Genomic DNA, 26,290 nt, shown 5'->3' with positions numbered 1-26,290 from the left:
AACCAGATAAGCGCCGTCCGCAAGTCCCAGCGGGCGGCGCTTTGCTGTGTGCAAAGCGGGTGAGCGCTGATAGGGCTCTGCGTCATGGCAGATGACGCACCCCTCCCCGCCATCCTCATCACCGGAGGCGCCACGCGCATCGGCGCCGAGATCGCGCGCGGCTTTGCTGGCAGGGGTTGGCACGTCGTCATCCACTACCTGAGCTCAGGCGACCAGGCCGAGGCGCTTGCAGGCGAATTGCCGTCCGCTGAGACCGTCCAATGCGACTTGTCGGACGATAACGCCGCCGCCTCTATGATCGAGCGAGCAGCAGCCCGTCTCCCCGGCCTTCGCTGCCTCGTCAACTCCGCGTCAGTCTTTCGCTACGACGATGCAACCAAACTCGATCCCGCTACGAATAGAGAAGCGATGCAAGTCAACGCTCTCTCCCCTGCCCGCATGGCGCAGGCCTTTGTCGCACGTGCGCAAGGCGACGAACCGCGCTGCGTCATCAACGTCACCGACATGAAGATCGAGAACCCTAACCCCGACTTCTTCAGCTACACGATGTCTAAACACGCGCTTGCCTCGACAATCCCGATGATGGCGATGACCTCTCCCGCAGATGCCCGCGTCTACGGCATTGCGCCCGGAGCGATCCTTGCCAGCCACGATCAGAGCGAGGATGAAACCGATGTCTCGCATCGATTGAACCTGCTGGAGCGCAAGACATCGCCGCAAGAGATCGTCGATGCCGCGTTGTTCCTCGCGACCGGCACCTTGAAGAGCGGCACCACACTGTTCATCGACAGCGGTCAGCACCTGATGGACCAGCCGCGCGACGTTATCTACCTCGCCCGCGAAGAAGCGATGCGGCGAAGGGACAGGGCATGAAGCGCCACGCGCTCTCGACGCGGATCTGGCACTGGATCAACGCGGTCGCTTTCATCGTGCTGTTCGGGTCCGGCCTCACCATCTCGAATGCCCACCGCTACCTCTACTGGGGCGACTATGGCTTCGACCCGGCCGATGCGTGGCTTAGGGTCATGCGCTTCCCGTCCTGGATGACGATCCCCCAACGCTACGACCTTGCCGAGGCGCGTGACTGGCACAACCTGTCGGCATGGATCTTCGCGCTCGCGCTGCTCTTCATGTGGATCGCAAGTCTGATCAACCGCCACTTCTGGCGCGATATGGCAACAAGCCCCGGCGACTGGTCACCGCGCCGCTGGCTCGAAGTCATCAAATCGCACACTTCGGGCGATCACGAAGAGCCTTCGAAGTTCAACCCGCTGCAACGCATCATGTACGGCGTCGTGCTCGGCATCCTCTTGCCGCTCATGGTCTTCACCGGCCTTGCCATGAGCCCCGGTTTCGAGCCCATCGCGCCGTGGCTGGTCGACCTGCTCGGCGGTCGTCAGAGCGCGCGCAGCCTGCACTTCCTCGCCGCCTGGGCGCTGGCGGGCTTCGCGGTGCTTCATATCCTCCTCGCTCTGATGCCCAGCCAGTGGAAGGAGCTTGGTGCGATGATCACCGGGGGCAAGAAGGAGAGCCGACATGGCTGACACCACACGCCGCGCGATGCTTGCCGGGATGGCCGCGCTTCCCGCCGCCGCCTGCACCGAGCTTGCCGAAACCGGGCCCGCAGGCGATCTGTTCGACGCTGCCGAGGACTGGCACCGCGCCGCGCACCGCGCGCTCGCCAATCGGCAGGCGCTCGCTCCCGAATACGCGCCGGCCGAACGCTCCCCCGACATTCGCGGCAACGGATCGCTCACGGTCGACACGCCTGAATATCGCGAGCAATTGGCGAACGGCTTTGCCGACTGGCGGCTCGAAGTCGGCGGGCTGGTCGCAAATCCGCTGAGCCTGAGCCTTGCCGATCTCAAGGCCCTGCCTCAGCGTACCCAGATCACCCGCCATGATTGCGTCGAGGGTTGGAGCGCGATTACCGAATGGACCGGACCGCAGCTTTCGCGCCTGCTCGACGAGGCCAGGGTACGCGAGGAAGCCAACTTCATCGTCTTCCGATGCGCCGACACGCTCTATGGCCGCGCCTATTACGAGAGCGTCGACATGGTCGATGCCTATCATCCGCAGACAATCATCGCGCACAGGCTCAACGGCGAACCCATCCCCGAGAAGAACGGCGCGCCGCTAAGAATGAGGATCGAGCGGCAGCTGGGCTACAAGCACGCCAAGTACCTGACCGGCATCGAAGCGGTGGCCAGCTTCGAGGACATCCACGGAGGCAAAGGCGGCTTCTGGGAGGATGTCGGCGACTACCAGTGGTATGCCGGCATCTAGGTCGCACTACTCCGGGTAGATGCGGTTCATTGCCTCCCAATCGGCAGCGATCATGTCTTCAAGCACTTCGAGATCAACGTCCGCCAACTTGTTGATGTAAAGGCAGGATTTTCCGGTCTTGTGCTTGCCAAGCCGCCCAAGCGCTTCCTCGCGCCGCTTGGCGGCGATCTCGTCGCAATAGCCGCCCATGAGATAAAGCGAGTGCTTCGCTTTGCGCGGGCTGAAACCTGCCCGCATCCAATGTACATCGCGCCCGCTCGCATAGGTCGTCTTGTACTCGCCAAAGCCGATGATGCTGTCGCCCCACATGCGGCCTTTCTCGCCTGTCACCCTCTCGAACAGTTGCAGTAAAGCCTGTGCATCTTCCTGCTTCGAAGGCGGCTCAACCGCGGCGATAAAGTCCTCTACCGGCGCATCGTTCACTTGTGTCTTGGCTTCGCTCATCCCCGTCTCCCCTGACGACACTTTCCTACTCCCGATTGACAGCATAACACAAAGCCAGCCAAACCGGTGTTTGGAGAGACTTTCTTGCTCGTACGGCGCACACTGTTTTCGGGGGATCAATCAGACATATGTGGCTACTCGACAAATTCCTGACCAAGGCAATTCAGCTTGGCCAGCTTATCGTGACGGATCACGATGGCAAAGAGTACACCTACGGACCTGGCGGCGAATACGATCCGCTCGTTGGCGGGCGTGCCGGTCCAATCCGCATCAAGCTGACCAACAAGAAAGCGGCGAACCACATCGTTCGCTATCCGCAGATGGGCGCTGGCGAGGCGTTCATGTGGGGCTGGCTCGTGGTCGAGGAGCCGCACGATATCCGCGACATGATCCTGATGGTGACCATGAACGCCAAACGGCTGGGCGCATCGTCGCTCAAGGCCAAGGGGCCAGTTCGCAAGGCGGTGCAGAAGGTCAAGGCCGCAGTCGACGGCATCAACCTGCGCAGTTCGGCGAGAGCCAATGCCGAGCACACGTACAACCTTACGCGCCAGCTCTATGAGCGTTTCCTCGACGAGGATCGCCAATACACGATGGCCTATTATCGCGAGGATGATCCCACCCGCACCAGCCTCGAACAAGCGCAGATGGACAAGAAGGCGCACCTTGCCTCCAAGCTCTATCTCAAGCGGCCCGAAGATAATGGCGGCAAGCGCATGCGCGTGCTCGACATCGGCTGCGGCTGGGGCGGCTTCGCGCTCTACCTGCACAAGATGTACGACTGCGAAGTGCTCGGCGTGGCCCTAGCGCCCGACCAGATCGCCTTCTCGAACGAGCGGGCGAAAGAGCTGGGCGTGGACGAACACGTCAAGTTTGAGCTGATGGACTACCGCGACGTGACCGGCGAATTCGACCGTATCTCAAGCGTCGGCCTGCTCGAACATGTCGGCACGATCCACTACCCGCAATTCTTCGAGCACACGAACCGCCTGCTCAAGAGAGACGGCGTGATGATCTCGCATTGCTGCGGTCGATCGGGCGCGCCGGGTTACACCGATGCCTGGACCCGCAAGTACATCTTCCCCGGCGGCTACATCCCGGCGCTCAGCGAGCTCGTGACCGAGAGCGAGAAGAACGGCTGGCAGGTGATGGACGTCGAAGCGATGCGCTTTCACTACAGCCACACGCTTCAAGAATGGTACGCGCGCACCGTCATGCATCAGGCCGAGATCACCGAGATGTATGATGAGGTGTTCTATCGCATGTGGCTGTTCTACCTCGCGGGCGCTGAGCAGAGCTTCCGCAACGGGACGATGGTCAACTGGCAACTGCAATATGTGAAAGACCGGAGCGCCATCCCGATGACTCGCGAATATATGGAGCGCGAAAGTGCACGCCTGCGCGAGATCGGCGAGATCCCGAGCTGGCGCTTCGATCCAGAGCTTAAGGAAGCGGCGGAGTAGCATTCCGCCGCTCGCAATGGTCAGCGGCGGGCGAGCTGCTCTTTGCTGACCATCTTGACCGGGCCGTGATCGTCGAAGTGGTCGCCATACATGTGATGCAGGCGGTCTGCGTGAACGAAGTCCCTGTGCGAGCCCTGCTGGTTCATCGCATCATGGCCGCAATCCGCTCCTTGAGCATGATCAGCGTGGTCGGCGTGCAGGATTTCGTGGGCATACGCCCCGCTGGCGGCGAAAGCGGTCAGGGTGGCGGCGGCGAGCACACTCTTCATCAGTTGTCTTCAGTCCGTGATCCCGCACCGCGCATACTAATGACAAACCAGACTGTTACCCCGAATGTCGCGATACGTTAAGACATTGCTCCGCGTTACCCGAGACTTACGCGACTGGATTGCTTCCACCCTCTGCGCTCGGTAAAGCGCCGCATTCCGATTATCCACACGCCGCAAGGCCGCCCATCCGAGTACCTCGACCATGTCCGACATCAAGCGCGTAGTCCTCGCCTATTCCGGCGGCCTCGACACTTCCGTCATCGCCAAATGGCTGAGCGTCGAGCGCAGGCTCGAGGTGGTCACCTTCACCGCCGACCTTGGTCAGGGCGAGGAAATCGAGCCCGCCCGCGAAAAGGCGCGCGCCATGGGCATCCCGGACGAGCACATCTTCATCGAGGACCTGCGCGAGGAGTTCGTGCGCGATTTCGTCTTCCCGATGATGCGCGCAAACGCCCGGTATGAGGGCGACTACCTGCTCGGCACCAGCATCGCCCGTCCGCTCATTTCCAAGCGTCTAGTCGAGATCGCGCATGAGACGGGCGCCGATGCGATCGCTCACGGCGCGACCGGCAAGGGCAACGACCAGGTCCGCTTTGAACTCTCCGCCTACGCGCTCGACCCGAGCATCAAGGTCATCGCCCCCTGGCGCGAATGGGACCTTACCAGCCGCACCGCTCTCATCGCATGGGCCGAAGCGCATCAGATCGCCGTGCCCAAGGACAAGCGCGGGGAAGCCCCCTTCTCCACCGACGCCAACCTGTTGCACACCTCGTCCGAGGGCAAGGTGCTGGAGGACCCGTGGGAGGAGACCCCGGACTACGTCTATTCGCGCACCGAACACCCAGAGAATGCACCCGACACGCCTGAGTACATCGAGATCGGTTTCGAGCGCGGCGATGGTGTGTCGTTGAATGGCGAGGCGATGAGCCCTGCGACCCTCCTCACCGCTCTGAACGACCTTGGCCGCAAGCACGGTATCGGCCGGCTCGACCTCGTCGAGAACCGCTTCGTCGGTATGAAGTCGCGCGGCATGTACGAGACCCCAGGCGGCGAAATCTACGCCCGCGCCCATCGCGGCATCGAGCAGATCACTCTCGACCGCGGCGCTGCTCATCTCAAGGACGAGCTGATGCCGAAATATGCGGAGCTCATCTACAATGGCTTCTGGTTCGCGCCCGAGCGCGAGATGCTGCAGGCGGCAATCGACCTCAGCCAGGAGAAGGTGACCGGCACCGTCCGCCTCAAGCTCTACAAGGGGCAGGCCAGCGTCGTGGGCCGCAAGTCGCCGCATTCGCTCTATTCCGAAGCGCACGTGACGTTCGAGGATGATGCGGGCGCATACGACCAGCACGATGCCGAAGGCTTCATTAAGCTCAATGCGCTGCGCCTCAAGCTGCTGGCTGGCCGGGATCGCAAGCGGGACTGACATCGCGAATCGCAGCGACTCGCCCATCACCGATTCGCTGTTGCGGCGAGTCGCACCGAGTCGCTCCGAAGCGCGTTTCACAGAAGCGTAACATTCGAAAAGCTGCGCTTGCGCGTTCCTGCAAGCGCAACGCTTCGCTGCCTCACTGGTTCCCGCTCAAAGCTGTCCAATGCGATGAACCGTTGAGTTGTCCACCGCTCTCCACAGCTGATCTGGTGAAAAGTGGATAACCCGCTCTTGCATGGCTTGCGAACCAAGCGATTCGGGCGCAGTTTCAAGTTGTCTTCGGAACACAGAAGGCACTGATTGAAGAGCCGCAAGGCACTGAAAACCAGAGCAATTTGGGTTGCGAAGATACGGTGGCTGCTGTCCACGCACTGTCTGAGAGACGGTATGCAGAATGCTCACGCAGGAAGCAAACCGGCTTGTTTGAGGAAAGTGCGAATGCGTTGTCATCGTTAAGGCTGCGATACCGGCAGGCGATAGCTGTAGGAAAGTGCTTTCGAGCACGGAACTGGAGTGTTTGAACCGTCAGCCATTAAGGGATTGCAGCCACGGCCTTCGTCAAGGGGCTGTTAGCGCAAGGAGAAGGCTTCGGCCGGACCCATAGCGGGACAGTCACGAAACAAGGTCGGATGCCGGTGCGAGCGCCGGTGACGAACCGCGAAGCAAGGCGGTGCAAGAACGGAAGAGCCCGCAAGGGCCCTGAAGAGACAGCACAGCTGGACGCGGATGAGAAACCGGGCGCCAAGTGCGCAAACGGATGCTGAAGGGGAGGTTCGCCAAACCGGACGCAAAACCGATGCGACCACGCGCTGGTAAGAGTGGGGTCGGCAGCAATGCCGGCCCCATTTGCTTTGTGCCCTCCCCGGCTCTGTCCCTCGATTCCCACTCACATCCCGCGTCTTTCGGCTTGTCGCAAATGTGCCCCAGATCGCGCCAGTCGGAGGCCCGCTAGCGCCGCTTGGAACGGCGCAGATTTGCCTTGTCAGGCTCCTGTCGTGTATCTGACGCCTCCCATGAGACAGCCAGATCGCCTCTTGGACCCGCAACACCGCAGGGCACGCACGCCGCGTGCAGCATCGCAATTCGTGCTCGCCATCTGCCTTGCGAGCCTTCCGCTGGGGGCCTCGACCGCGCAGCAGACGCTCTACTCTGCGACCAGTTCCGACGCCGCAGCCAGCTACGAAGAGTCCGCCGAGATCGTGCCTTTCGCCGCCCAGTTCACCGACGTGATCGAGCCGCTTGGCCCTGATCTTCAGGACATCGACCTGATGGTACCGCCCGACGCCGTCGATCTCGACACCTTCGAGCCTCCGCGTGGCCCGACAATTCTTCGTGACCTCGGTAGGGGCGTTGCTTCCTATTACGGCCGCCGCTTCCATGGCCGTCGCACCGCCAATGGCGAACGCTTCGACATGGGCGCGATGACCGCCGCGCATAAGACCCTGCCCTTCGGCAGTCTCGTTCGCGTCACCAACACCCGCAACGGCAAGAGCGTCACGGTGCGCATCAACGATCGCGGGCCCTTCATACGAGGGCGCACGATCGACCTCAGCCGCGCCGCAGCGCGCGAGATCGGCATGATCTCGCGCGGCCATGCCAGCGTCGAGATGGAGCTGCTGGCGCCCTAACGCCCGACGCCCTCCGTAGCTCCCACTTAGCTTCCCAGCTGCCCGCGTATAGCGCCCGCCGGAAACTCGGACGTGTGCACGTTGACGTAGTAGTCTTGGTGTTCGCTCGCGATTGCGGCCAGCACCTCGCCATCGACTTGCGTGCAGGTCTCGTCGCCATCCTCTCCGGTCAGTTCGAGCACCACAACGGGCGGCCCGTTTTTGCCTTCCTTGCCCTTGTGGATGTGAGCTGCGGTGAATCCATCCAGTTCCTCGATCTCGAGGAAGTAGCACAGCGTGCCCGCCTCCATGTCGATCTCGCCTTCGAAGTTGCCGCTGGCATCCTCGCCCGCGCCTTGGTGGCCGACCTCGTTCTCGCCGAAAAGCGACGCGCCAAGCGCGTGTGCATGCCCGTCGGCGAGCGCTGCCGGTACGCCGACTATCCCTGCGCCGATCAAGCCTGCGCTGCAGACCGCTGCAATCCGTGCGTTACGCGTGAGTTTCATCGTCCCTCTCCTTGTCTAAGGAGCCTTCAAAATACGCCTCTCTTCTGAGTCGCGAAAGCCGGATTCGCTTTTGCCGCCCGCGCCAGCTTCTGCGCCCGTTTTGCTCAGCATCCACCACTCGGCTTCGCCCGCTTCGAAGGCGGCGAGATGCAGCGCCTCGATCTCCCCTATCTCGTCAGAGGTTTGCGCCAGTTCGCTCAATGGCGGAGCGTCGGCGGGGCGTGCATCCTCCATCGCGCACAGCCGCTCTTCGAGCCGTTCAACCGGGAACTCCTCGACCTCCTCACCAAGCGGTGTTTCCGCCTCATCCTCTTCACTTGAAGCGCAAGAAGTGGACCGCATGTTACACGGTCCTGGCGCAAAATCGGAAAGGGCTTCCTCGCTCTCATCTTCGGCGGTTTCGAACGCTTCGATCAGCTCATCGAAGGAACCTGCAACCACCGCCACGTCTTCACGCTCAGCCAGCCGGTCGAGCCGCGCAAGGTGTGCAAGCAGCAGCCGGTCCGAATAGCGCCGCCGCGTGGCGACGACCTCGCCGTGGTAGTAGACCTCTTCCTCGATCCCGTTCATCGCCCGGCTTGCGAGCAAGTCTTCGGCCAGTTCGCGAGCGATCATCATCGCTGCGTCCATGCCGGCGCGAAAGGCGGGCGATGCGCGACGCATGCGGTAGACCGTCTGATGCGATACCGCCGAGGCTTTCGCTGCCGCGCGCACCTCTCCGCAATCGGCAAGCTTGCGCAGGAAATCCGCCTGTCGACCCCGCGCAAACCGCAATTGGCCCGAAAACTCGCTGTCAGGCGGCAACATCTCGATGATGGCGGGAAGCGCCTCGGCTGCGGGGATGAACGGGCGCGGGCTTTGTGCTGACATTTCTCTTGGCTCCTTGAAGCGGAGCCAGACCAGCTACACAGATTTGCGCGAGTAGGAAAATGGCGCGTGTCGCTCGCTTGACAAGACGAGGGTCGCCAAGGAAGCATCGCACGTATGAAAACAGCCTTGCGCACGCTCTCGCCTGTCGCCCTCGCGGTGCTCCTCGTCTCCTGCGCCCCCGAAGCGGAAGGGCAGACAACCGAAGAAACGGAGCCCGGCGCACTCATTTCGCAAAGCGCCGTTGCCGAAGCATCGCTCATCCCCGGCGCGGCAAGCGGGGCGAATTTCACCTATGCCTCGACCAATGGCCTTGATGGGGAAAGCCCGATCACGGTCACCGGCTCGATCTACCTGCCCGAAGGCGAAGCGCCCGAAGGCGGCTGGCCTCTGATCGCATGGTCGCATGGAACGGTGGGCGTAGCCGATGCCTGCGCTCCGTCGACCAATGGCCAGTCTCAGCGCGATCTCACCTACCTCTCCGGCTGGCTTGTGAAAGGCTATGCCGTGGTCGCAAGCGACTATCAGGGATTGGGGAGCGAGGGCGTCCACCCCTACATGGCCGCCGCGCCGATGGCCTACAGCAATCTCGACGCGATCCGCGCGGTGCAGTCGGGCGATTTCGCTGTGAGCGATGCGGTGGTCGTGACCGGCCAGTCACAAGGCGCAGCGGGCGCGATTGCGACCGCAGGCTTTGCCGCCCAATATGCGCCAGAGATCGACCTGCGCGCGATCTCGGCTACCGGCGTTCCGTTCTTCCCGCCTGCCATCCGCGAGATGATGCTGAGCGCGGACCCGAACACGCCGACGCCGCAGAATACCTACACGCTCTACCTGATGATCCTCGCCGAGGAGCTCGACCCCACCTTCTCGCTTGAGGAATTTGTCGACGCGGATGTGTGGCCGACGGTTGCAAAAGCCTATGACCAGTGCGTGTTCGAACTGACCGAGACGGTGATGGAAGAAGGGCTCACCCCCTCAGACATCAACACGCCCGAGGTGCTCAAGCGTCAGCCGATGGTGTTTGAAGCGCTCGAATACCCAACGCTCGTGCTCGGCGTGCCCGTTTTCGTTGGCACGGGCGAGGTCGACACCGTGACCCCGCTCCCGATGCAGCAGGCCTTCGTCCAGGCATCATGCGCTGCGGGCTCGACCATCGAGGCACGCACATATGCCGGGGCCGACCATTCGGGCGGGCTGCTGCAATCGATGGACGATGCCGCCGCCTTCGTCGCCAAGGCCTTTGCCGGGGAAGAGATCGCGGGCAACTGCCCTACCGGCTAAGCGCCTGTCCTACGTGACCTTGCGTGGCGTGAACGCCACCATCGCTTTGAGATTGCCCGGGTAATGCGTCGTTCTCGGACGACCCACACCATGCCGATCGCAAAGCAGGCACCATGAACCAGCACTTTCCACCCCCAAGCATCGTCCCGAGCGAGCTGGCACCCGGCGCGGGCCAGCAGGATGAGGCATTCAGTCTCATCTTCAACAACTCGCCCTACGGCAAGATCATCATCGGGGATGACGGCCTGATCACCGCCGTCAACGATATGGCGGTCGCGCTGTTCGGCTATGACAAGACCGAGTTGATCGGCACCAGCATCGACCAGCTCCTGCCCGAGCGGTACCGCGACCAACACCCAGACCAGCGGAAGCGTTTCGACGCTGCCCCGACCGCCCGCGTCATGGGTCAGGGCCGCGACCTAACCGGCCTGCGCAAGGACGGGGTCGAATTCCCGCTCGAGATCGGCCTCACGCCGTTCGAGACCAGCGAAGGCCCGATGACCTGCGCGGCCATCGTCGACATCACCGAACGCCAGCGCACCGAGCGCCGCCTGCGCGAAGTCAACGCTCAGCTCGAAGAGTTCACCTATGTCGCCTCCCACGACCTGCGCTCTCCGATCCGCGGCATCTCCAACCTTATCGAGTTTATCCGCGAGGATTTCGAGGACGGCCAGCTCGACGGGGTCCTCAAGAACATCGACCGCATGGAAGCCCGCGTCCACTCGGTCGAGAAGCTCATCGACGACCTGCTCACCTATGCCCGCGCCGGCAACCGCGCGGTGCAGCTCGAACCCACCAGCTTGTCCGAGATCCTCTCCGACATCATCGCGATCGAGGACATCCCGGACGGTTTCGCGGTCAGGGTCGAGGCATCGGACGAACCCTTCGATGCTGCGCGCACCCCGCTCACCACTGTGCTGCGCAATCTCATCTCCAACGCGATCAAGCACCATGACAAGGACCAGGGCACCATCACCGTAACCGCCCAGTTGCGCGAGCACGAGTGCCAGATCGACATCGCCGACGACGGCCCCGGCATCCCCGAGAACGCGCGCGAGCGAGTGTTCCGCCTGTTCCAGACGCTCAAGGCATCGGAGCGCGGCTCATCCGGCCTTGGCCTCGCCGTCGCCCAGCGGCTCGCCACCGGGCACGGCGGGCAGCTCGACCTCCTCCCTCTCGGCGCCGGGCGTGGCACCACCTTCCGCCTCACCTGGCCCCGTTTCACAAGGACCGACCTCAATGCATGACACCCTGACGCAAGCGCCCCACACCCGCGAACCGCGCATCCTCATCATCGACGACGACGACATTTACTCCGAGCTGGTCGAGCGCGCCCTGCGCAAGGCCGCCCCTGACATCAGCGTCGTCGCCGCAGAGGACGGTCAGGAGGGCATCGAGGTGCTCACCGGACGCGCCGCCAATCCGTGCGAGAAGCCGCTTGTTATCCTGCTCGACATCAACATGCCGCGCATGAATGGCTTCGAGTTCCTCGAGGAGATCCGCGCCAAGCCCGAACTGCGCAACCACGTCGTCTTCATGTTCACCACCTCCGAGGCCGAGGAAGACCGCGACCGCGCCTACGACTTCGGCGTCGCGGGCTACATCGCCAAGTCGCGCGTGGGCCCGCAAATGGCCGGCATGACCGAGCTCTTGAAGTCCTACGCCTCGACGGTGATCCTGCCGGGGTAGCGAGAACCCTCGCGGCGCGCGCGATCCTTGCGCTCAGCCCGCTTCGATGCCGAGGTCAGCGGCACAGCGCAGCAAGGCGCGCTGCGTCTCGCTGCGACCGACCGTGCCGTTGGCAATCGGCTGTTCGGTCCCTTCGGCGATGCGCTCGTTGAGGCAGGTGCACATACTCGCCGCCTCTTCGCGGGTAATCGAAGGGTTGTCCTTCTCGGTGCGCGTGACGCACTGGGCGAAGACCCGCCCCTCGGCCCCGCCCCCGTAATCGCGCGGATCGGCAAGGTCGCTGCACCCGGCAGCAAGCATCAGCACCCCCGCGCCAAGCGCCATGCAGACAGCCCGGCGAGGCGATAGAGCAAGGACGCGCGGGTCCGGGCGACAGGGGTTCGATTTGAAAGCCATCACCCGCCCTACATCATTGCAGGGATTATGATAGCGCCCATGACAGCAAGAGCACCCGCAGAGCTTCGAGCCAGCCCGGGTCCGCACCCCCCCTCCCCAACCCCGCAGAAACCGGAGAAGTGGACCGCATGTTACACGGTCCTGAGGGTAAAGTGAGCGGTGGTGGTCAGGGCCATGCGGTGGCCTCGGGAGGACGTTGTTGTGGTGTCGGTGAGAGGCAGGTGTTCGGCGATGGTGGGGGCGTGGTCGGCGTGGTGTGCGCAGTGGGTCAAGGCGGGGAGCAGTTCTTTGATAGCGGGCCAAAAGGGACGCCCAAGCGGAGAAGATCCTGCTCAGTTAGCGGCTTTGGGGGATGTAGGAAAATGCGGCGCAATCAGCCGGTGATCTCGATCCCGGCATCCGTTGCACAGCGTCGCAAAGTGCTTTCCATCGATCTGCGGTTCATCCCGCCACCGCTAAGCGCGCTCGCCGTCTTGGTGGTGAGGCAAGTGCACATCTCTTCGGCCTGCGGACGCGTAACCGCGCTGTCAGCACGCTCAGTGCGCGAAATGCATTTGGCAATCGCCGCGCCCTCGGCCCCGCCCCCATAATCGTCCGGATCGGGCGCATCACACGCAGCCAGCGTGGCGACAAAGGTGAGCGGCAAGGCGAAAGAGAGGAAGCGGTGCGACATGAGTATTGTCCTACCGCGCAGGTAGTTAAGATCACGTAAGGGTGCGAGTGTGCTTTCCTTGCGCACGCCTTCCGGCGTGCGATTTGACCTTCGGTCAGCTGCGCTTCCCTCGCTCACACGGCCTGAAGGCCGGGTGGCGCACGGCGCCGTCTTCGACCCCGCTGCGGGCGCGCAGTCGCGCTTGCGGCCCTGCGGGCCGGTTGGACTCTTTCAGTTAGCGGGTTTGTGGGGAGTAGGAAAATGGGGAATGTTCGCGACACTGGCAACTTGACGCACGCGAGCTGGGATCGACAGCGGCCTTGCCGATGAATGCGGGTCCGCTCAGTTTGCACAGACAGCAAATTTGCAGGGGTTGCAAATTTGCAGATTTCTGCTAATTAAAGGAAGTCCGATGGACCGGTGGGCTCCCGACGAGCCTTGAAGAGGAGACAGACAATGACCCCACTAGGACAGTTTCTTCGCCGCGAGCGCGAGGAGCGGGGGCAGTTGCTAGGTCAGTTGGCGAAGCGGCTCAAGATGAGTTCGCCATACCTAAGCCAGATCGAAAGGGGGAAGCGTGCAATACCAGATGGATTTGAAGCTAAGGTCTCACGAGCGCTGAGCTTGAGTGCTTCGGAAAAGAACGAGCTGATGCGTGCAGCGGCATTATCGCGAAGCCAATTCAGCATTGATCTCGAAGGCGACGCGTCTGAAGAGGATCGTGCTCTCGCTTTCGATTTGACAGCAAGCTTCGCAAGGCTTTCGGTCGATGAAAAGCGTCGCATCTACCGAATCGTAAGGGGAACTGATGATGCGTGAATATCGCGTAGCCCCCCCACTCACAGCCGCAGAAATTGAGACCCTCGCCATGGAGGCCCGTACCGCGATCGGGATGAAGCCCGGCCAGCGGGTTCCGGTCGCTCATGTGTTGGAGCATATCCTGCCCTCACTTATTCAGGGGTACGAGTTCCACGTTGAGGAGGGCGCCAAACTCGGCAAGGCGGAGGCCATTACAGATGGCTTCCGCCCTATTATTACTTTTGGACCGTCCGCATACGCAGAGCTTGTCAAAGATCGCCCGCGAGCACGGATGACCGGCGCTCACGAGTTGGGCCACTTGCTCATGCACACTGGCCGAACTGGTTTCGCCTTCCTCCGGAAACGAGACGCGCGTCTAGATCCTGAGAGGCAAGCGGACATCTTCGCAGCGGCATTTCTTATGCCTGCGCAGGAATTTCGGGGCGTAAAATCAATTCGACAAGCGATGCAGATTTTTGGTGTGAGCCGCGCAGCTGCTCTCTGTCGAGCGAGGCACCTGCGGCTATGGCATCTCTTGAGTGGTCACCGTGATCGGCAATACCAGCGGCGCAAGAAAAAGGGGCACGGTATGACCCGCACCCCTTAGAAAGCCTGGATCAGACAGCGGCCCCTGAAAAAGGTGAGCTATCCGATACCGGCACTTGAACACTGCCCGCCTAGGCGGAATCGGTTAAGGAAGCAAGAACGCGTGGCCGCACAGGAAGGAGACACACGACGTGTCAAACTACCAGCGGCCGGCTCCGCCCGGCAAAAAGTGGATTTGCCGCCCGTGGGTTACGCGGAACGGAAAGCGCATCTACGCTCGTCATTATGGCAAGCAAGCTTTCTGCTTTCTCGTGCCTGCATAAGGCCCGCTTAGCTCCAAACGAATCGCTGACCGAATAGCGATCGTGGCTTTTTATGGGCCAAGTTCGGTGTAGGAAACCTGAATAGGAATCCCTTGGTACCGCATGAAATTGTCGGCGACCATTCGCGGTCGCCGACACACTCTTCCGTCAACTGATACCAAGGAAACAAACAATGAGCTTGGAACTCATCAATTTGAACAAACTCCTTCGAATTTGCATGCTCGATGATGATCGAGCGCGATCTGCTCTGAAGCGTGAAGCCTACCAGGATCGTCGCAGGGAAGAGCGGCCCGGAGAAGGAGGCGGCGACTTCTATGGGCCATTCTGGAGCGATGCGAAATCATATGCCACCGATGGTACCGACCTCGAACTTGCTACATCGATGCGCATTGAGAGGCACGGGCCTCGCGACCGTCTCTATTCGGTCGTGTGTCCGCAGTTTATCGAATGGTGGCACCGCTTCGAAGGTTCAATGAACGAAGAAATCGCGCCGCTTGATGAAAATGTGCACGCACGCCGCGAGATTGACGGGTTGGGAATTACCGTGAAAGTCGATAACCTGTTGTGCTTCCAGATCGACCCAGATCGTCACCGCCTGATCTACCCATATTTCAGCGAAGGACCAGCGCTTGCGCCTCGCTGGGCGAGAGTCGGTATTTGGGTGATGAGTGAGGTCCTCGACAACTTTCGCGTTCAGGACATGGTTATCCTTGACGTACACCGCGCTGAATCTTTCTCTGTCCGTGAAATCGACCTAAACGGTGATGAAGGGCAGATACTCTCAAACCGGGTTTTGGAACTACGCGAGATCTGGGAAGAGATTCTCGAAGAAGCACGGTGAGCTTCCAATGGGAGCTGGCGAAAGCTATTCCGCCGCCTCCCGCGCCCCGCTTGCCTTCTCCAACATCGGCTTCAAGTACGCCCCGGTAAACGAGCGCTCCACCTGCGCCACCTCTTCCGGCGTGCCCTCTGCCACAATCTCGCCGCCGCGCACGCCGCCGTCCGGGCCGAGGTCCACGATCCAGTCGGCGGTCTTGATGACGTCGAGATTGTGCTCGATCACCACCACGCTGTTGCCCTGCTCCACCAGCCGGTGCAGCACCTCCAACAACTTGCGCACGTCCTCAAAGTGCAGGCCGGTGGTCGGCTCGTCCAGAATGTAGAGCGTTTGTCCGGTGGATCGCTTGGCAAGCTCCTTGGCGAGCTTCACGCGCTGCGCTTCGCCGCCGGATAGCGTCGTCGCCTGCTGGCCGACCTTGACGTAGCCCAGCCCCACCTCGTTCAGCATCCGCATCTTGTCGCGGATCGGGGGGACCGCCTTGAAGAACTCCTCCGCATCCTCGATCGTCATGTCGAGCACGTCGGCGATGGAATGCCCCTTGAACTTCACTTCCAGCGTCTCGCGATTGTAGCGCTTGCCGCCGCATGTCTCGCACGTGACGTAGACGTCGGGGAGGAAGTGCATCTCGATCTTGATGAGGCCGTCGCCGGTGCATTGCTCGCAGCGCCCGCCCTTGACGTTGAAGGAGAAGCGGCCCGGCTTGTACCCGCGCGCCTGGCTTTCGGGGAGGCCGGCGAACCAGTCGCGGATCTGGGTGAAGGCGCCGGTATAGGTCGCGGGGTTCGAGCGCGGGGTGCGGCCGATGGGGGACTGGTCGATCTCGATGACCTTGTCGCAATATTCGAGGCCGGTGACCTTGTCGTGCTTGCCCGCGATGACGCGCGCGCCGTTCAATGTGCGCGCGGCGGAGGCGTAGAGCGTGTCGATGGTGAAGGACGACTTGCCCGACCCGCTGACCCCGGTGATGCAGGTGAAGGTGCCGAGCGGGATGGCGGCGGTGACGTCCTTCAGGTTGTTCGCCTTCGCGCCGTGGACGGTGAGCATGTGCCCGTTGCCCTTGCGCCGGGTTTGCGGGACCGCGATCTCGCGCCTGCCGGTGAGATAGTCGGCGGTGAGCGATTTCTTCGCGCGCATGATCTGCTTGAGCGTGCCCTGCGCGACCACCTCGCCCCCGCGAACCCCTGCGCCCGGGCCAAGGTCGACGATATGGTCGGCGGTGCGGATGGCGTCCTCGTCATGCTCGACCACGATCACGGTGTTGCCAAGATCGCGCAGCCGCTTGAGCGTTTCGAGCAGCCGGTCATTGTCGCGCTGATGCAGGCCGATGCTTGGCTCGTCGAGGACGTAGAGCACGCCTGACAGGCCGCTGCCGATCTGCGAGGCGAGCCGGATGCGCTGGCTCTCCCCACCCGACAGCGTGCCGCTGGTGCGGTCGAGGTTGAGGTAGTCGAGCCCGACATTGTCGAGGAAGCCCAGCCGCTCGTTGATCTCTTTCAGGATCGGGCGGGCGATCTGGGCCTGCTGGTCGGTGAGATGCCGATCGAGGTCAAGGAACCACGCCTTGGCATCCGCGACGCTCATAACCGTGGGTTCCGCAATATCCGTGGGGCCTTTGGCGCTCGGGATTTTCACCGCGAGCGACTTTTCATTGAGGCGTTTGCCCCCGCAGGTCTCGCACGGCTGCGCGGTCTGGAACTTGCCCAGCTCCTCCTGCATCCACGCGCTCTCGGTCTGCATCATGCGGCGGTTGAGGTTGCCGATGACGCCTTCGAACGCCTTGTTGACTGTGTACTGCTTGCGCCCGTCCTTGAAGGTGAGCGCGACCGGCATGCCGCCCGTGCCGTGGAGAATGATCATGCGCTGGTCAGGCTCAAGGTCCTTCCACGGCGTCGTGATCGTGAAGTCATACGCCTTCGCAAGGCTGGTGAGCACCTGCATGTAATAAGGAGACGGCGGGTTCGACTTCGCCCACGGAGCAATCGCGCCTTGCTTGAGCGTCAGCTCCTCATTCGGGACCACGAGCTGCTCGTCGAACAGCTGCTTCTCGCCAATCCCGTCGCAGGTCGGGCACGCGCCCTGCGGCGAGTTGAACGAGAACAGGCGCGGCTCGATCTCCTCGATAGTGAAACCGCTGACCGGGCAGGCGAACTTTTCGGAGAACACGATACGGTTCGCAGGGATGCCGGCGCCTTTCATCGCGCCGCCCTGATCCGCCTCATCCTCGCGCCCCGGCACCACGCCATCGGCGAGGTCAACATAGGCGAGGCCCTCGGCAAGCTTCAGCGCAGTTTCGAACGAATCCGCAAGACGCGTCTCCAGCCCTTCCTTCACCGCGAGGCGATCGACCACTACTTCAATGTCGTGCTTGAACTTCTTGTCGAGCGCAGGCGCTTCCTCGATCGGGTAAAGTTCCCCGTCGATCCGCACGCGGGTGAAACCGGCCTTCTGCCATTCGGCGAGCTCCTTGCGGTACTCACCCTTGCGCCCGCGCACCACCGGCGCGAGCAGGTAAAGCCGTGTGCCCTCAGGCAGAGCCATCACCCGGTCGACCATCTGCGACACGCTCTGCGCAGTGATCGGCTCGCCCGTCGCAGGCGAATACGGCACGCCAACCCTCGCCCACAAGAGGCGCATGTAGTCGTAGATCTCGGTCACGGTTGCCACGGTCGAGCGCGGGTTGCGGCTGGTCGTCTTCTGCTCGATCGAGATTGCAGGAGAAAGCCCGTCAATATGCTCGACATCGGGCTTTTGCATCATCTCCAAGAACTGGCGCGCATAGGCCGAAAGGCTCTCGACATAGCGCCGCTGCCCTTCGGCATAGATCGTGTCGAAGGCGAGGCTCGACTTGCCCGAGCCCGACAGCCCCGTCACCACGATCAGGCTATCGCGCGGCAGGTCGATATCGACGCCTTTGAGGTTGTGCTCACGGGCACCACGGACGCTTATTTTTGTCAGCATGTGACAGGCCAATGCTTCTGAATTTTCGTAAGGCTCATAAGGGGCGTTTGTTCCGCAAATGTTCGCTGATGTAAAGGGGGAGCGCAGAGGGCTGTGCCCGCTTGGGTGAGAGGTGGCGACGAGGCTTACCGATTACAACGCCCGAGGCGCGACTTGGTGCCGCCTTGCAACAATCGAATGCCGCATCGACGGGCCGACCCTGGGCGGCGGCGATCCGAGCGGCTCGGGTAAGGCTTTCTTCGGCTTTCGCGCTATGATCGTGGCTGGTGGAAAAACAACAACTTGATCGCTTCACGTCGCGAAGGAACCCACCATGCGCATCCCCAACGCCTTCCCCGCCCCTCTGGCCGCAACCGCCGCTCTCGTGATCACCGCGCTAGCCGCAAGCGCACCCGCACCCGCCTATGCCTGCTCCGACCCCGACGATTGCAAAGGCCTCTCACGCGAAGAACTCGCCCGAGACCGCGCCGAGATCCGCCGCCTCAACCGCGAGCAGCTGCGCTACGTCGAACGCCGCGACGCCGAATATGCGCGCGGCTGGGAAGCCTACGACCGCCACGCTCAGGACATGGACGACTACGAAAGAAGCCGCGCCGACTACCAACGCCGCATGCGCGAATGGCGCGAAGCCGTGCGGCGGTGTCGGGGTGGGGATTGGCGGTATTGCGGGGGGTGATGGGTTGGCGGGTTCGAACAACCCTTAATGGGCTTGAGCTTCAAGCTTCAAATTGCAATTTGATACAAGCTTCTTGAAGATGAGCGATACGGTCATCGAATTGTTTGATTAGTCGGTCAATTCGGGCACCATCAGCGTCGGTGTTCGCGCCCTCATTTAATCCTGACCCTAAAACTTGAGCCATTTCGCTGGAGTTTTCTTTCAATTCGGCGAAAACCGAGGTCAAGATTTCAGCTTCTGAAACACGTCCGTTTTCATAGAGTTGTTCGATAAAACTTTGGAGTAATGTGACTGCCTCGATAGATGCAAAAGCCCGCCCTCTAAAGACTCCAACGACTTGAACCAAACTCAAAAACAGGAAGTATGAGTGAGTGTACTCATGCCCCACCGTAGAAACTCTCTTCTGCATCTCAAAGAGCCAATTCAATACGTTACGGGCGCTAACTCTGTCAAAGAAGGGGCCGTTGCGATCAAATTCCTCTTCGTAGGATTGAAAATTAGCTTCGCAATTCCGCACCCTCTCTGCATCATTGGGCCTGCGAAGAACGAGATAGAAATCTACCCATTGAGCATTTAGCCAACCCAAAACTTGCCTATGCGATTTCTCGAAATCTTTGTCCTCGCCGTTTGCGGCCAGTTTCTCCTCAAGTGCTCCAGCCAAAAATGTCAGCGATGAAATCTTCGTCAGATGGAGATGGACCTCAAGCCAATCTCCTATATTTATCAGTGCCTTTACCGTGCTCTCAATTTCCCCTTTGCAAGAGCTGATGTTGCCGGACGCAAGACCATCGGCCGCCTCACATTCGAGTTCATGAACCTTCTTCCAGCGGCGAAGCGTGTTCAAGAGATGATCTGGCGTACATGGCGCGCTGTATCGCCACGAGCTTGGATAATCCCTCATTTTGTAGGCGGCCTCCCACGAACAATTCGCAGCGATCCGAGCATCAAAAGGCACCAACGCGCCTATTCCATCCTCCCAAGCAAGGTCGGCTTCGCGCCATTTTCCATCGATGAGCAACGCGTCAGCTTCAGCAAATGCTAGATCACTTACTACTCGCGCGCCCTGGAGCATTTTGGCCTTCATCTGCGAACGAGCCCGAGAATACAGAGCAGCAGCGTTACTGTGCTCATAGCTCTCGAGAGCACTTTCTGCCTGCGCCCTCAAATCTGCCACTTCGTTGTCGATTATCGGAATATTTGCGACCTTCTCCAGTAGGTCATCATGTTGCTTCTTGAGCTTCGCTACTGCCCTTGCAAGCTCTGCATCGCTTGCGCCGGGCTGTACGCTAAGCTGCATCAGCACGGTGTCACGCAAGACCGGGCTAGGTATATTGAAATCTCTGAGGCGGCCATCGATCCGGTCGATGAATTCGTCTACCCGCGTCTCAAGCCGCTGAAGTCGCAAGTTCGCCTCGGCAATCCCCTCGTTGATTGCCACGAAGAACCAAGTGTGCAGCTTTTGTGCGTATTCCGGAATCTCGAGAGCGGCCTCCAGTGACGCTTCGACCACGACAAGGGCAAATCTCCGCGCGGTGTCGCTCGAACCTTCCTGCCCTCCTTCACGAAAAATCTTGCAATCCTTGCGCTCAGAAAGCCTGTCGACGATCGCCAGCGCGGCACGCCCGGGATAAGGCTCGCCATCGCGGATTGAGAGGCCCAGTTCCTTGATGGAAGGAATCGCATCGGCGAGATGCTTTGCTAGCCTTTCATCGGCTGCGGCGAGGTCAGCCTCTACGACCCAGCTTTCACCAGCCTGCGCTTCCCATTGCGCCTTGATCCGCTGTTGCTGTCGTTTGATGACCTTGGCACTGTCAAGCCCGACCTTTTGCTTTGCCTCTCCCCAAATACGCATAAGCGCAGAGCCGCCGACGATTGCGCCCGCAGTCAATCCACCGTCCAGCACACCAACTGCATAGGCTCCCCACCCACAGCCGATAGCCGTCAATGGCTCAATACATTTCCATTTGATCCCCATCGCGACTTTGAAAGCTACTGAATTTCAGCGCCTTCGCAAGAGGGCGCACGTCGGATGTCTAACATCGGCGCTCCACATCCTGTGCCTCAGCTACGCCGAACCGTGGATCGAACTTGCGGCCCTGCTTGTAACTAAGATGAACACAACAACGACCTCGAACATTTCAGCGAGCAACCGCCGCGCCCAGGTCGTGCAGACATTTCGGGAAGGATCCCAAGCAGTGCCTCTTTGATGCCGCACTCACGTGCCGAGGCTCGCTCGCCGTCACAGAATTCGTGACGAAGCGCCCGGTCCTTTCCCTCGAAAGGACAACTTTATCTTTAGTTCAACGCGCAACACACTTCTCACATCTGGTCCTGCGGGTCGCAAACCCGCTTTTACGATCAACGCTGCCTCTGGCGGCGAAAAGGGGTCGCGGCTCACTTCGCCTAACACGTCGCATTTGACGCAGGCACCCGATCTGCCTTCCGTCAAGAAGGCGGCGCGGCGCAGTTTTGCGAAATCGTTCCGCAAGCGCTGGAAGGACCGTCGCGAGCGCAGCAGACAGAGGCGAGCGAACACCTTCTCGCCGCTCCAGAACGTCCGCATGCGCGGCAAGCGCCGCAAGCGAACGGCGTTTGCGCTGGGTGTCAGTGCGCTGGGGCTTTCGGGGACGTCGAATCTTGCGCTTTCGGCTGATCCTATCGCAGCGGAAAACCTCATGGAGAAAGTCGAAAAGTCGGACGCTTTTGAACTCGTCGACCCGTCCGAGCGCCGCGATGCCCGCAAGTTGGGCGTCAGCGACCGGCTGATCGAGGCGATGATCGAGGAAGAAGGCGTGCGCTATGATGTCTACCGCGATGTGGCGGGCTATCCGACGGTCGGCGTCGGGCACCTCGTACTGCCCAAGGACCGGTTGAAGGTAGGCGATACCATCTCGCACAGACGCGCCCTCGCCTTTCTCGAAAAGGACCTCGCAAAGGCCGAAAAGGGCGTGCGCAAACTCGTCGGTGATCTTCCGCTCAACCAGAACGAATTCGACGCGCTTGTCGACCTTGTCTTCAATGTCGGCATTGGGACGGTCGGGCCGGAGAAAAGCCCGAAGCTCAACGCAGCCATCGAAGCGGGTGACTATGAAGGCATTGCCGAAGAACTCGAATATCATCACGCGGCGAACAGGGTCGCAAAGGGCCTAGTTTATCGCAGCGAGAGGCGCACCAACATCTTCCTGAATGCCGACTATTCCGACCCGCGCGAGGCCTGATCGCAAGTCGGGCAGCTGGTCGGGACGCGGCTAAAACAGCGTCTGTTTGATCGGCACCGTGAGCCCGGCCTGGCCCGCGATCATGGCGATCCATTCTTCGAGCTTTGCCATCTCATCCTCGACCACCGCGCTGCTCGTGGCCTTTGCGTCGCGGGCCGCTTTGGTCGCGTAATCCTCGCCGGTCTTGGCATCGCTGGTAAAGACGGGGCCGCTTGCGATTGCCTCGGCTTTTTGCTGAGTGATCGGAACTCCCGTGAAGGCTCCAATGGCCGCGAGTGTTTCAGCCGGCTCTTCACCAAAACGATCTCCGTCGAGCACTCTGACCCGCTCGCCGAACCGGTTCACCATCCCATGCATGAAACGCTGGTTCAGGAACCAAGCCAGCGCGCCCGCTTGCAGGTCAGTCATGGAGAACTGCTCTCGGCCATCCATGCCGAGGTCCATTCCGGCATAGCCCATCATCTCGAGGTACAACTGCCGAGCCCACCTACGCCCGAGCATCCCCTTGCGAACCACGGCAGCGAGGAAGGATGGCAGCGGGTTGGTCATCACCACTGCCCTTGCCCCCGGTACCGCTTCCATAAGCGCGGGCGCGATGGCGTTGGCGTGGTTGGTCGGTTTTACGAAAACAGCCTCGTCCACACCCCAGCTGCGGCTCAGCAATGCCATGACGGGCGCGATTGCAGGCTTTGCCTGAGGCCCTGCATTTACCAGGCTGGCGATGATTCCCGGCTCGCTGAGACCGGCGCTGATGCCGGGTTGTTCTAGCGCTCTTGCCAGCAGGGTCGAGCGACAGAACGCAGTGTGAAAGATGAAATGGAGCGGACCTTGAGCGATTTGAGCCTGAGCGATCTCGGCCAAAAGCACGCTCGCAATCTCGCGCCCTTCCTCGCTGCCTGCGTCTGCAAGAAAGCGCGATGCCGATAGTCGCTCACGCTCCAGCTTGATGAAGGTGATCGCCCCTGTTGCCGGATCGAATGCGTGAGGGAGCCAGCGGGAATCTGAGAGGATCTGGTCGGAACTGGCCATTAAAACGGCTTAGTCGGCCTCGCAATCGGGTGCCAGCGAAACTCTTTATTTCGCTCCAAACCCGCAGAAAACCGCGGTTAGCGAAGGGGTACAGAAAATATGAAGTCGCCAAAATGGCGGCAATTGGTGATGAAGCAATCCTCTTTGTAGGTCTTTGCACTCCTGCCCTTCGGGTCGCGCCTTGGGCTTTTTGGATCGCAACAAACATTGAGATGCGGCGCACCCTAACCCGCCGCACCGGGTCGGTATGCGCAGGTCACCTGTGGTATTCAGCGGCACTGCACCTGCCGCTAAGGACGGCGAATGACCAGCGCATGCTGGCCCGGTTTACCCAACCAGTCAGCATCCACTCCCCACACGCGCTTGATCGTCTCTTGCCTCAGGGCATCGGCTGGGGTGCCGGTGGCCACGCATTTGCCTTCGCTCAGGACGATGACGCGGTCGGCACAGTTCATTGCCACGGCAAGATCGTGAACCACGATCACGACGCCAGAGCCGCTATCCGCGATCTCGCGAAAGTGCGCGGTCAGCGCCTTCGCATGGGCGAGGTCAAGTGCGGCGAGCGGTTCATCGGCGAGCACCCACTCAGGCGTCCCAGCCAGCACCCGGCCGAGCAGGACGCGCGCCTTCTCTCCGCCCGACAGACGGCTCGCCGGGCGATGGCGCAAGTCCTCAAGCGCGAGCATCGAAATGGCAGCCTCAACCTCTTCGCGACCCCGGTCGCCATGCGGAAGGCGGCCAAGCGCCACCAGCTGTTCGACCGCGACGTCCCAGGCGATGTCGGTGTCCTGCGGGAGATAGCCGATCGTGCGCGCGCGCTCTCGCGGCGGCAGTGCATGGATCGAGCGTCCATCAAGCCTCACAGCGCCGCTCGCCGGATCGAGCAGCCCTGCGAGCGCGAGGACGAGGCTCGACTTGCCAGCTCCGTTTGGCCCGACAATCGCGGTGATCTCACCGGCTGCAAACGCAGCGCTGACATCGCTCAGGACCGGTCGACCGCCGCGCTCAATGGAAAGGTTGTTTGCCTCCAGCATCACAGCCGCCCCTTGCGCATGCGGATGAGCAGCCACAGGAAGAATGGCGCTCCGATCAGAGACAAGGCTATGCCGAGCCGAAGCTCGGTCACCAGCGGCAGGACGCGCACAACGCTGTCTGCCAGCAGCACGAGACATGCCCCTGCAAGAGCGCTTGGAAGAAGGAGCGAGGATGGCAGGCGGTCGGTGAGCGGGCGCACGAGATGGGGCACGATTAATCCGACGAAACCGATAATTCCAGCTACCGCGACCCCTGACCCCACGGTGAGCGCCGTTCCCACCACCAGCAGGAAGAGCAGCCGCTTAGGGTCAACGCCGAGCGAACGTGCCGCCTCTTCGCCGAGCGTCAGCGCATCAAGGCTTCGCGATGCCAGCATCAGCACCGCGATCCCGGCAAGAGTAAGCGGCGCTGCGATCCAGACCTCCGCCCATGAGCGGTCGGTGATCGCGCCGTTGAGCCACATGACGATCTGGCTCATCGCAAAGGCGCTGGGCGCCATGGTGATAGCAAGCGCGGTGAGAGCGCCGGCAAGGCTGGCGATCATCAGACCGGCAAGCGTGAAGAGCGCGATCCCTCCGCCCGCGCCCGCGCGGCCATCCGAGACGCTTCTTCCCGCAATCGCGGCAAGCAGCGCCATCGCGAGAGCGGCTCCGGCCAGCGCAAAGACGGGAACGCCCCAGGAAGACGAGGCGAGCCCGAACCAAAAGCTCGCCACCGCGCCGAGCGCTGCCATGGGCGCAATGCCGAACAGGCCCGGATCGGCCAAAGGGTTGCGCAGATAGCCCTGCATCGCAGCGCCAGCCGCGCCAAGCCCCGCCCCGATGACAATCGCGAGGACTGCGCGCGGCAGGCGCAATTCCATCAGGATCAGCGCCGCGTTCGCCGTGCCATCTGCTGCGAAAGGGCTGATCCACACCCGCCCTGCGAGCAGGGAAAGCGGCACCAAAACCACGAGCAACGCCGCGAAGATTATGACAGCGCGGTTCACTCGCTCGCCCCCTCAAGCTGTGCGCGAATATCGACAAGACGTTCGCGCGCCTGCGCAATCGAGGGGCCACCGCAATAGAAAAGGTTCGGGTCAAAACGCGCGACATGGGTGCCCTCAAGCGAACCAAGCACCGGATGCCCCTGCCCTGCCGCATCGCCTGCGATCAGAAGCAGGTCCGGCGGCTCGGTCAGCACCGCTTCGAGCGTCACGAAATCGGCCTGCCCCAACCCCTGCGCTGCACTGTGGTTTGAGAAACCAGCCCAGCGCAGGTGCTCCGCCACCAGCGAGCTTTCGCCTGCCACGATCTGTCCAGCCTGCCACACCATGGCTGAACCCGCATCGCCTTCCGGCTTGCCGACGCTGAAGCGGATTTCCTGCACCAACTCGTCACCCCTCGCTGGGTGCTCGGCAAGGTTGGAGATCCGGAAAATCTGGTCGAAGCTCGCCTCACTGCTGAAGGGGCTGTCGAAGGTCTCGACCCGCAAGCCTGCGCGTTCGAGCGCGTTCAGCGTGGCAGGCGCGATGAAGCGGCTGGCAAGGACGATCTCAGGCGAAAGCGCGATGATCTCCTCAGCCGTCCCGCCCGTGACGCCGAATGTGCGAGCGCGGTCAACATCCATCGAACTGGCTGCGGGATCGCGGCTGTAATGCGACAGGGCAAGGATTTGCTCTGGCGCGGCCACTTCGACGAGGATTGCATCGAGGCATGGATTGAGGCTTACGAATGTGGGGCCGATATCCACGGAGCGCTCGACCTTGGCGGGCTGGCAGCCCGTAAGGACCGCGAGCGCACTTGCCGCGCCGAGCCAACGTGCCGCCCGATTGATCGCCGAAACTCCCATCCCTGCCAGCCGATAGGGCCGCGACGGGCTCACCACAAGCACGCTAGCGCAGCGTTAACGAATTGATGACCTGTGTCGCCTTTCGGGACGCCACCTGTCAGCAAGCTCGTGAAAGCGCCTCACGATCGTTACGCGCTTGAG

At 61.6% G+C, this 26,290-nt stretch carries 26 protein-coding genes; 14 read left to right on the top strand and 12 right to left on the bottom strand.

The window, feature by feature from the left end; genetic code table 11:
- Positions 1 to 84: 84 nt before the first annotated feature.
- The 3 genes from AC0V6T_RS04720 to AC0V6T_RS04710 are packed head-to-tail and all read left to right on the top strand — an operon-like array spanning position 85 to position 2,286.
- On the top strand, positions 85 to 873 hold the full coding sequence (locus AC0V6T_RS04720) for an SDR family oxidoreductase (RefSeq protein WP_486124768.1): 789 nt from the start codon (positions 85 to 87) through the stop codon (positions 871 to 873).
- Complete coding sequence (locus tag AC0V6T_RS04715; protein ID WP_486124766.1) at positions 870 to 1,544, top strand: cytochrome b/b6 domain-containing protein; 675 nt, start codon at positions 870 to 872, stop codon at positions 1,542 to 1,544. The genes AC0V6T_RS04720 and AC0V6T_RS04715 overlap by 4 nt, the downstream gene beginning before the upstream one ends.
- On the top strand, positions 1,537 to 2,286 hold the full coding sequence (locus tag AC0V6T_RS04710) for a molybdopterin-dependent oxidoreductase (protein WP_486124764.1): 750 nt from the start codon (positions 1,537 to 1,539) through the stop codon (positions 2,284 to 2,286). The genes AC0V6T_RS04715 and AC0V6T_RS04710 overlap by 8 nt, the downstream gene beginning before the upstream one ends.
- A 6-nt stretch (positions 2,287 to 2,292) precedes the next feature.
- On the opposite strand, the gene AC0V6T_RS04705 is transcribed toward AC0V6T_RS04710, so the two are convergent.
- Positions 2,293 to 2,730 carry a DUF1801 domain-containing protein gene (locus tag AC0V6T_RS04705; RefSeq protein WP_486124762.1) on the bottom strand — a complete coding sequence of 146 codons (438 nt, stop codon included), beginning with the start codon at positions 2,728 to 2,730 and terminating at the stop codon, positions 2,293 to 2,295.
- Between the two features lie 128 nt (positions 2,731 to 2,858).
- Between AC0V6T_RS04705 and AC0V6T_RS04700 the strand changes: the two genes are divergently transcribed.
- Positions 2,859 to 4,193 (top strand): class I SAM-dependent methyltransferase, encoded by a 1,335-nt coding sequence (locus AC0V6T_RS04700; protein WP_486124760.1) that lies wholly within the window; start codon positions 2,859 to 2,861, stop codon positions 4,191 to 4,193.
- Between the two features lie 20 nt (positions 4,194 to 4,213).
- On the opposite strand, the gene AC0V6T_RS04695 is transcribed toward AC0V6T_RS04700, so the two are convergent.
- Entirely contained in the window at positions 4,214 to 4,462 is a 249-nt protein-coding gene (locus AC0V6T_RS04695; RefSeq protein WP_486124758.1) for a hypothetical protein, read from the bottom strand.
- Between the two features lie 202 nt (positions 4,463 to 4,664).
- On the opposite strand from AC0V6T_RS04695, the gene AC0V6T_RS04690 reads away from it, so the two are divergent.
- Positions 4,665 to 5,888, top strand: coding sequence for an argininosuccinate synthase (locus AC0V6T_RS04690; protein WP_486124756.1), 1,224 nt, complete (start codon positions 4,665 to 4,667; stop codon positions 5,886 to 5,888).
- 1,019 nt (positions 5,889 to 6,907) lie between these two features.
- The gene (locus AC0V6T_RS04685; RefSeq protein ID WP_486124754.1) at positions 6,908 to 7,522 is read left to right on the top strand and encodes a septal ring lytic transglycosylase RlpA family protein; all 615 of its coding nucleotides are present in this window, start codon (positions 6,908 to 6,910) and stop codon (positions 7,520 to 7,522) included.
- Positions 7,523 to 7,548: 26 nt separating this feature from the next.
- On the opposite strand, the gene AC0V6T_RS04680 is transcribed toward AC0V6T_RS04685, so the two are convergent.
- Positions 7,549 to 8,007: a CHRD domain-containing protein gene (locus tag AC0V6T_RS04680; RefSeq protein WP_486124752.1), complete on the bottom strand. Its 459-nt coding sequence runs from the start codon at positions 8,005 to 8,007 to the stop codon at positions 7,549 to 7,551.
- A 15-nt stretch (positions 8,008 to 8,022) separates the two neighbouring features.
- On the bottom strand, positions 8,023 to 8,877 hold the full coding sequence (locus AC0V6T_RS04675) for a hypothetical protein (RefSeq protein WP_486124751.1): 855 nt from the start codon (positions 8,875 to 8,877) through the stop codon (positions 8,023 to 8,025).
- 114 nt (positions 8,878 to 8,991) lie between these two features.
- On the opposite strand from AC0V6T_RS04675, the gene AC0V6T_RS04670 reads away from it, so the two are divergent.
- The 3 genes from AC0V6T_RS04670 to AC0V6T_RS04660 all read left to right on the top strand — a co-directional run bounded on the left by AC0V6T_RS04670 (position 8,992) and on the right by AC0V6T_RS04660 (position 11,847).
- Positions 8,992 to 10,158 (top strand): lipase family protein, encoded by a 1,167-nt coding sequence (locus AC0V6T_RS04670; RefSeq protein WP_486124748.1) that lies wholly within the window; start codon positions 8,992 to 8,994, stop codon positions 10,156 to 10,158.
- Between the two features lie 113 nt (positions 10,159 to 10,271).
- Positions 10,272 to 11,405, top strand: a complete 1,134-nt coding sequence (locus tag AC0V6T_RS04665; RefSeq protein ID WP_486124746.1) for a PAS domain-containing sensor histidine kinase — start codon at positions 10,272 to 10,274, stop codon at positions 11,403 to 11,405.
- On the top strand, positions 11,398 to 11,847 hold the full coding sequence (locus AC0V6T_RS04660) for a response regulator (protein ID WP_486124744.1): 450 nt from the start codon (positions 11,398 to 11,400) through the stop codon (positions 11,845 to 11,847). The genes AC0V6T_RS04665 and AC0V6T_RS04660 overlap by 8 nt, the downstream gene beginning before the upstream one ends.
- A 33-nt stretch (positions 11,848 to 11,880) precedes the next feature.
- Here the strand turns inward: AC0V6T_RS04660 and AC0V6T_RS04655 are convergent, their stop codons facing one another.
- Together AC0V6T_RS04655 and AC0V6T_RS04650 are read right to left on the bottom strand one after the other, a co-directional pair.
- Positions 11,881 to 12,243, bottom strand: a complete 363-nt coding sequence (locus tag AC0V6T_RS04655; protein ID WP_486124742.1) for a hypothetical protein — start codon at positions 12,241 to 12,243, stop codon at positions 11,881 to 11,883.
- A 373-nt stretch (positions 12,244 to 12,616) separates the two neighbouring features.
- Entirely contained in the window at positions 12,617 to 12,916 is a 300-nt protein-coding gene (locus AC0V6T_RS04650) for a hypothetical protein (protein ID WP_486124740.1), read from the bottom strand.
- Between the two features lie 435 nt (positions 12,917 to 13,351).
- On the opposite strand from AC0V6T_RS04650, the gene AC0V6T_RS04645 reads away from it, so the two are divergent.
- The 3 genes from AC0V6T_RS04645 (at position 13,352) to AC0V6T_RS04635 (ending at position 15,403) form a co-directional block, all read left to right on the top strand.
- Entirely contained in the window at positions 13,352 to 13,714 is a 363-nt protein-coding gene (locus AC0V6T_RS04645; protein ID WP_486128492.1) for a helix-turn-helix domain-containing protein, read from the top strand.
- Complete coding sequence (locus tag AC0V6T_RS04640; RefSeq protein ID WP_486124738.1) at positions 13,704 to 14,300, top strand: ImmA/IrrE family metallo-endopeptidase; 597 nt, start codon at positions 13,704 to 13,706, stop codon at positions 14,298 to 14,300. The genes AC0V6T_RS04645 and AC0V6T_RS04640 overlap by 11 nt, the downstream gene beginning before the upstream one ends.
- 434 nt (positions 14,301 to 14,734) lie before the next feature.
- The gene (locus tag AC0V6T_RS04635) at positions 14,735 to 15,403 is read left to right on the top strand and encodes a hypothetical protein (protein ID WP_486124736.1); all 669 of its coding nucleotides are present in this window, start codon (positions 14,735 to 14,737) and stop codon (positions 15,401 to 15,403) included.
- A gap of 24 nt (positions 15,404 to 15,427) precedes the next feature.
- Here the strand turns inward: AC0V6T_RS04635 and uvrA are convergent, their stop codons facing one another.
- The gene (uvrA, locus tag AC0V6T_RS04630) at positions 15,428 to 18,361 is read right to left on the bottom strand and encodes an excinuclease ABC subunit UvrA (RefSeq protein ID WP_486124734.1); all 2,934 of its coding nucleotides are present in this window, start codon (positions 18,359 to 18,361) and stop codon (positions 15,428 to 15,430) included.
- 313 nt (positions 18,362 to 18,674) lie between these two features.
- Between uvrA and AC0V6T_RS04625 the strand changes: the two genes are divergently transcribed.
- Positions 18,675 to 19,037 (top strand): hypothetical protein, encoded by a 363-nt coding sequence (locus tag AC0V6T_RS04625; protein WP_486124732.1) that lies wholly within the window; start codon positions 18,675 to 18,677, stop codon positions 19,035 to 19,037.
- A gap of 40 nt (positions 19,038 to 19,077) precedes the next feature.
- On the opposite strand, the gene AC0V6T_RS04620 is transcribed toward AC0V6T_RS04625, so the two are convergent.
- Positions 19,078 to 20,982 carry a hypothetical protein gene (locus AC0V6T_RS04620; protein WP_486124730.1) on the bottom strand — a complete coding sequence of 635 codons (1,905 nt, stop codon included), beginning with the start codon at positions 20,980 to 20,982 and terminating at the stop codon, positions 19,078 to 19,080.
- Positions 20,983 to 21,454: 472 nt separating this feature from the next.
- Here AC0V6T_RS04620 and AC0V6T_RS04615 point away from each other — a divergent pair, with 472 nt between their 5' ends.
- Complete coding sequence (locus AC0V6T_RS04615; RefSeq protein WP_486124728.1) at positions 21,455 to 22,255, top strand: lysozyme; 801 nt, start codon at positions 21,455 to 21,457, stop codon at positions 22,253 to 22,255.
- Positions 22,256 to 22,285: 30 nt separating this feature from the next.
- On the opposite strand, the gene AC0V6T_RS04610 is transcribed toward AC0V6T_RS04615, so the two are convergent.
- The 4 genes from AC0V6T_RS04610 to AC0V6T_RS04595 all read right to left on the bottom strand — a co-directional run bounded on the left by AC0V6T_RS04610 (position 22,286) and on the right by AC0V6T_RS04595 (position 26,182).
- Entirely contained in the window at positions 22,286 to 23,284 is a 999-nt protein-coding gene (locus AC0V6T_RS04610; RefSeq protein ID WP_486124726.1) for a hypothetical protein, read from the bottom strand.
- A gap of 290 nt (positions 23,285 to 23,574) precedes the next feature.
- Positions 23,575 to 24,318: an ABC transporter ATP-binding protein gene (locus tag AC0V6T_RS04605; protein ID WP_486124724.1), complete on the bottom strand. Its 744-nt coding sequence runs from the start codon at positions 24,316 to 24,318 to the stop codon at positions 23,575 to 23,577.
- Positions 24,318 to 25,307 carry a FecCD family ABC transporter permease gene (locus AC0V6T_RS04600; RefSeq protein ID WP_486124722.1) on the bottom strand — a complete coding sequence of 330 codons (990 nt, stop codon included), beginning with the start codon at positions 25,305 to 25,307 and terminating at the stop codon, positions 24,318 to 24,320. The genes AC0V6T_RS04605 and AC0V6T_RS04600 overlap by 1 nt, the downstream gene beginning before the upstream one ends.
- On the bottom strand, positions 25,304 to 26,182 hold the full coding sequence (locus tag AC0V6T_RS04595) for an ABC transporter substrate-binding protein (RefSeq protein ID WP_486124720.1): 879 nt from the start codon (positions 26,180 to 26,182) through the stop codon (positions 25,304 to 25,306). Before AC0V6T_RS04595 ends, AC0V6T_RS04600 begins: the two co-directional genes overlap by 4 nt.
- Between the last annotated feature and the right edge of the window lie 108 nt (positions 26,183 to 26,290).

It is taken from the genome of Erythrobacter sp. S158 (assembly GCF_057364915.1).
The sequence above is the reverse complement of the archived record's forward strand: the minus strand, read 5'-3'. Positions and strand labels throughout refer to the sequence as shown.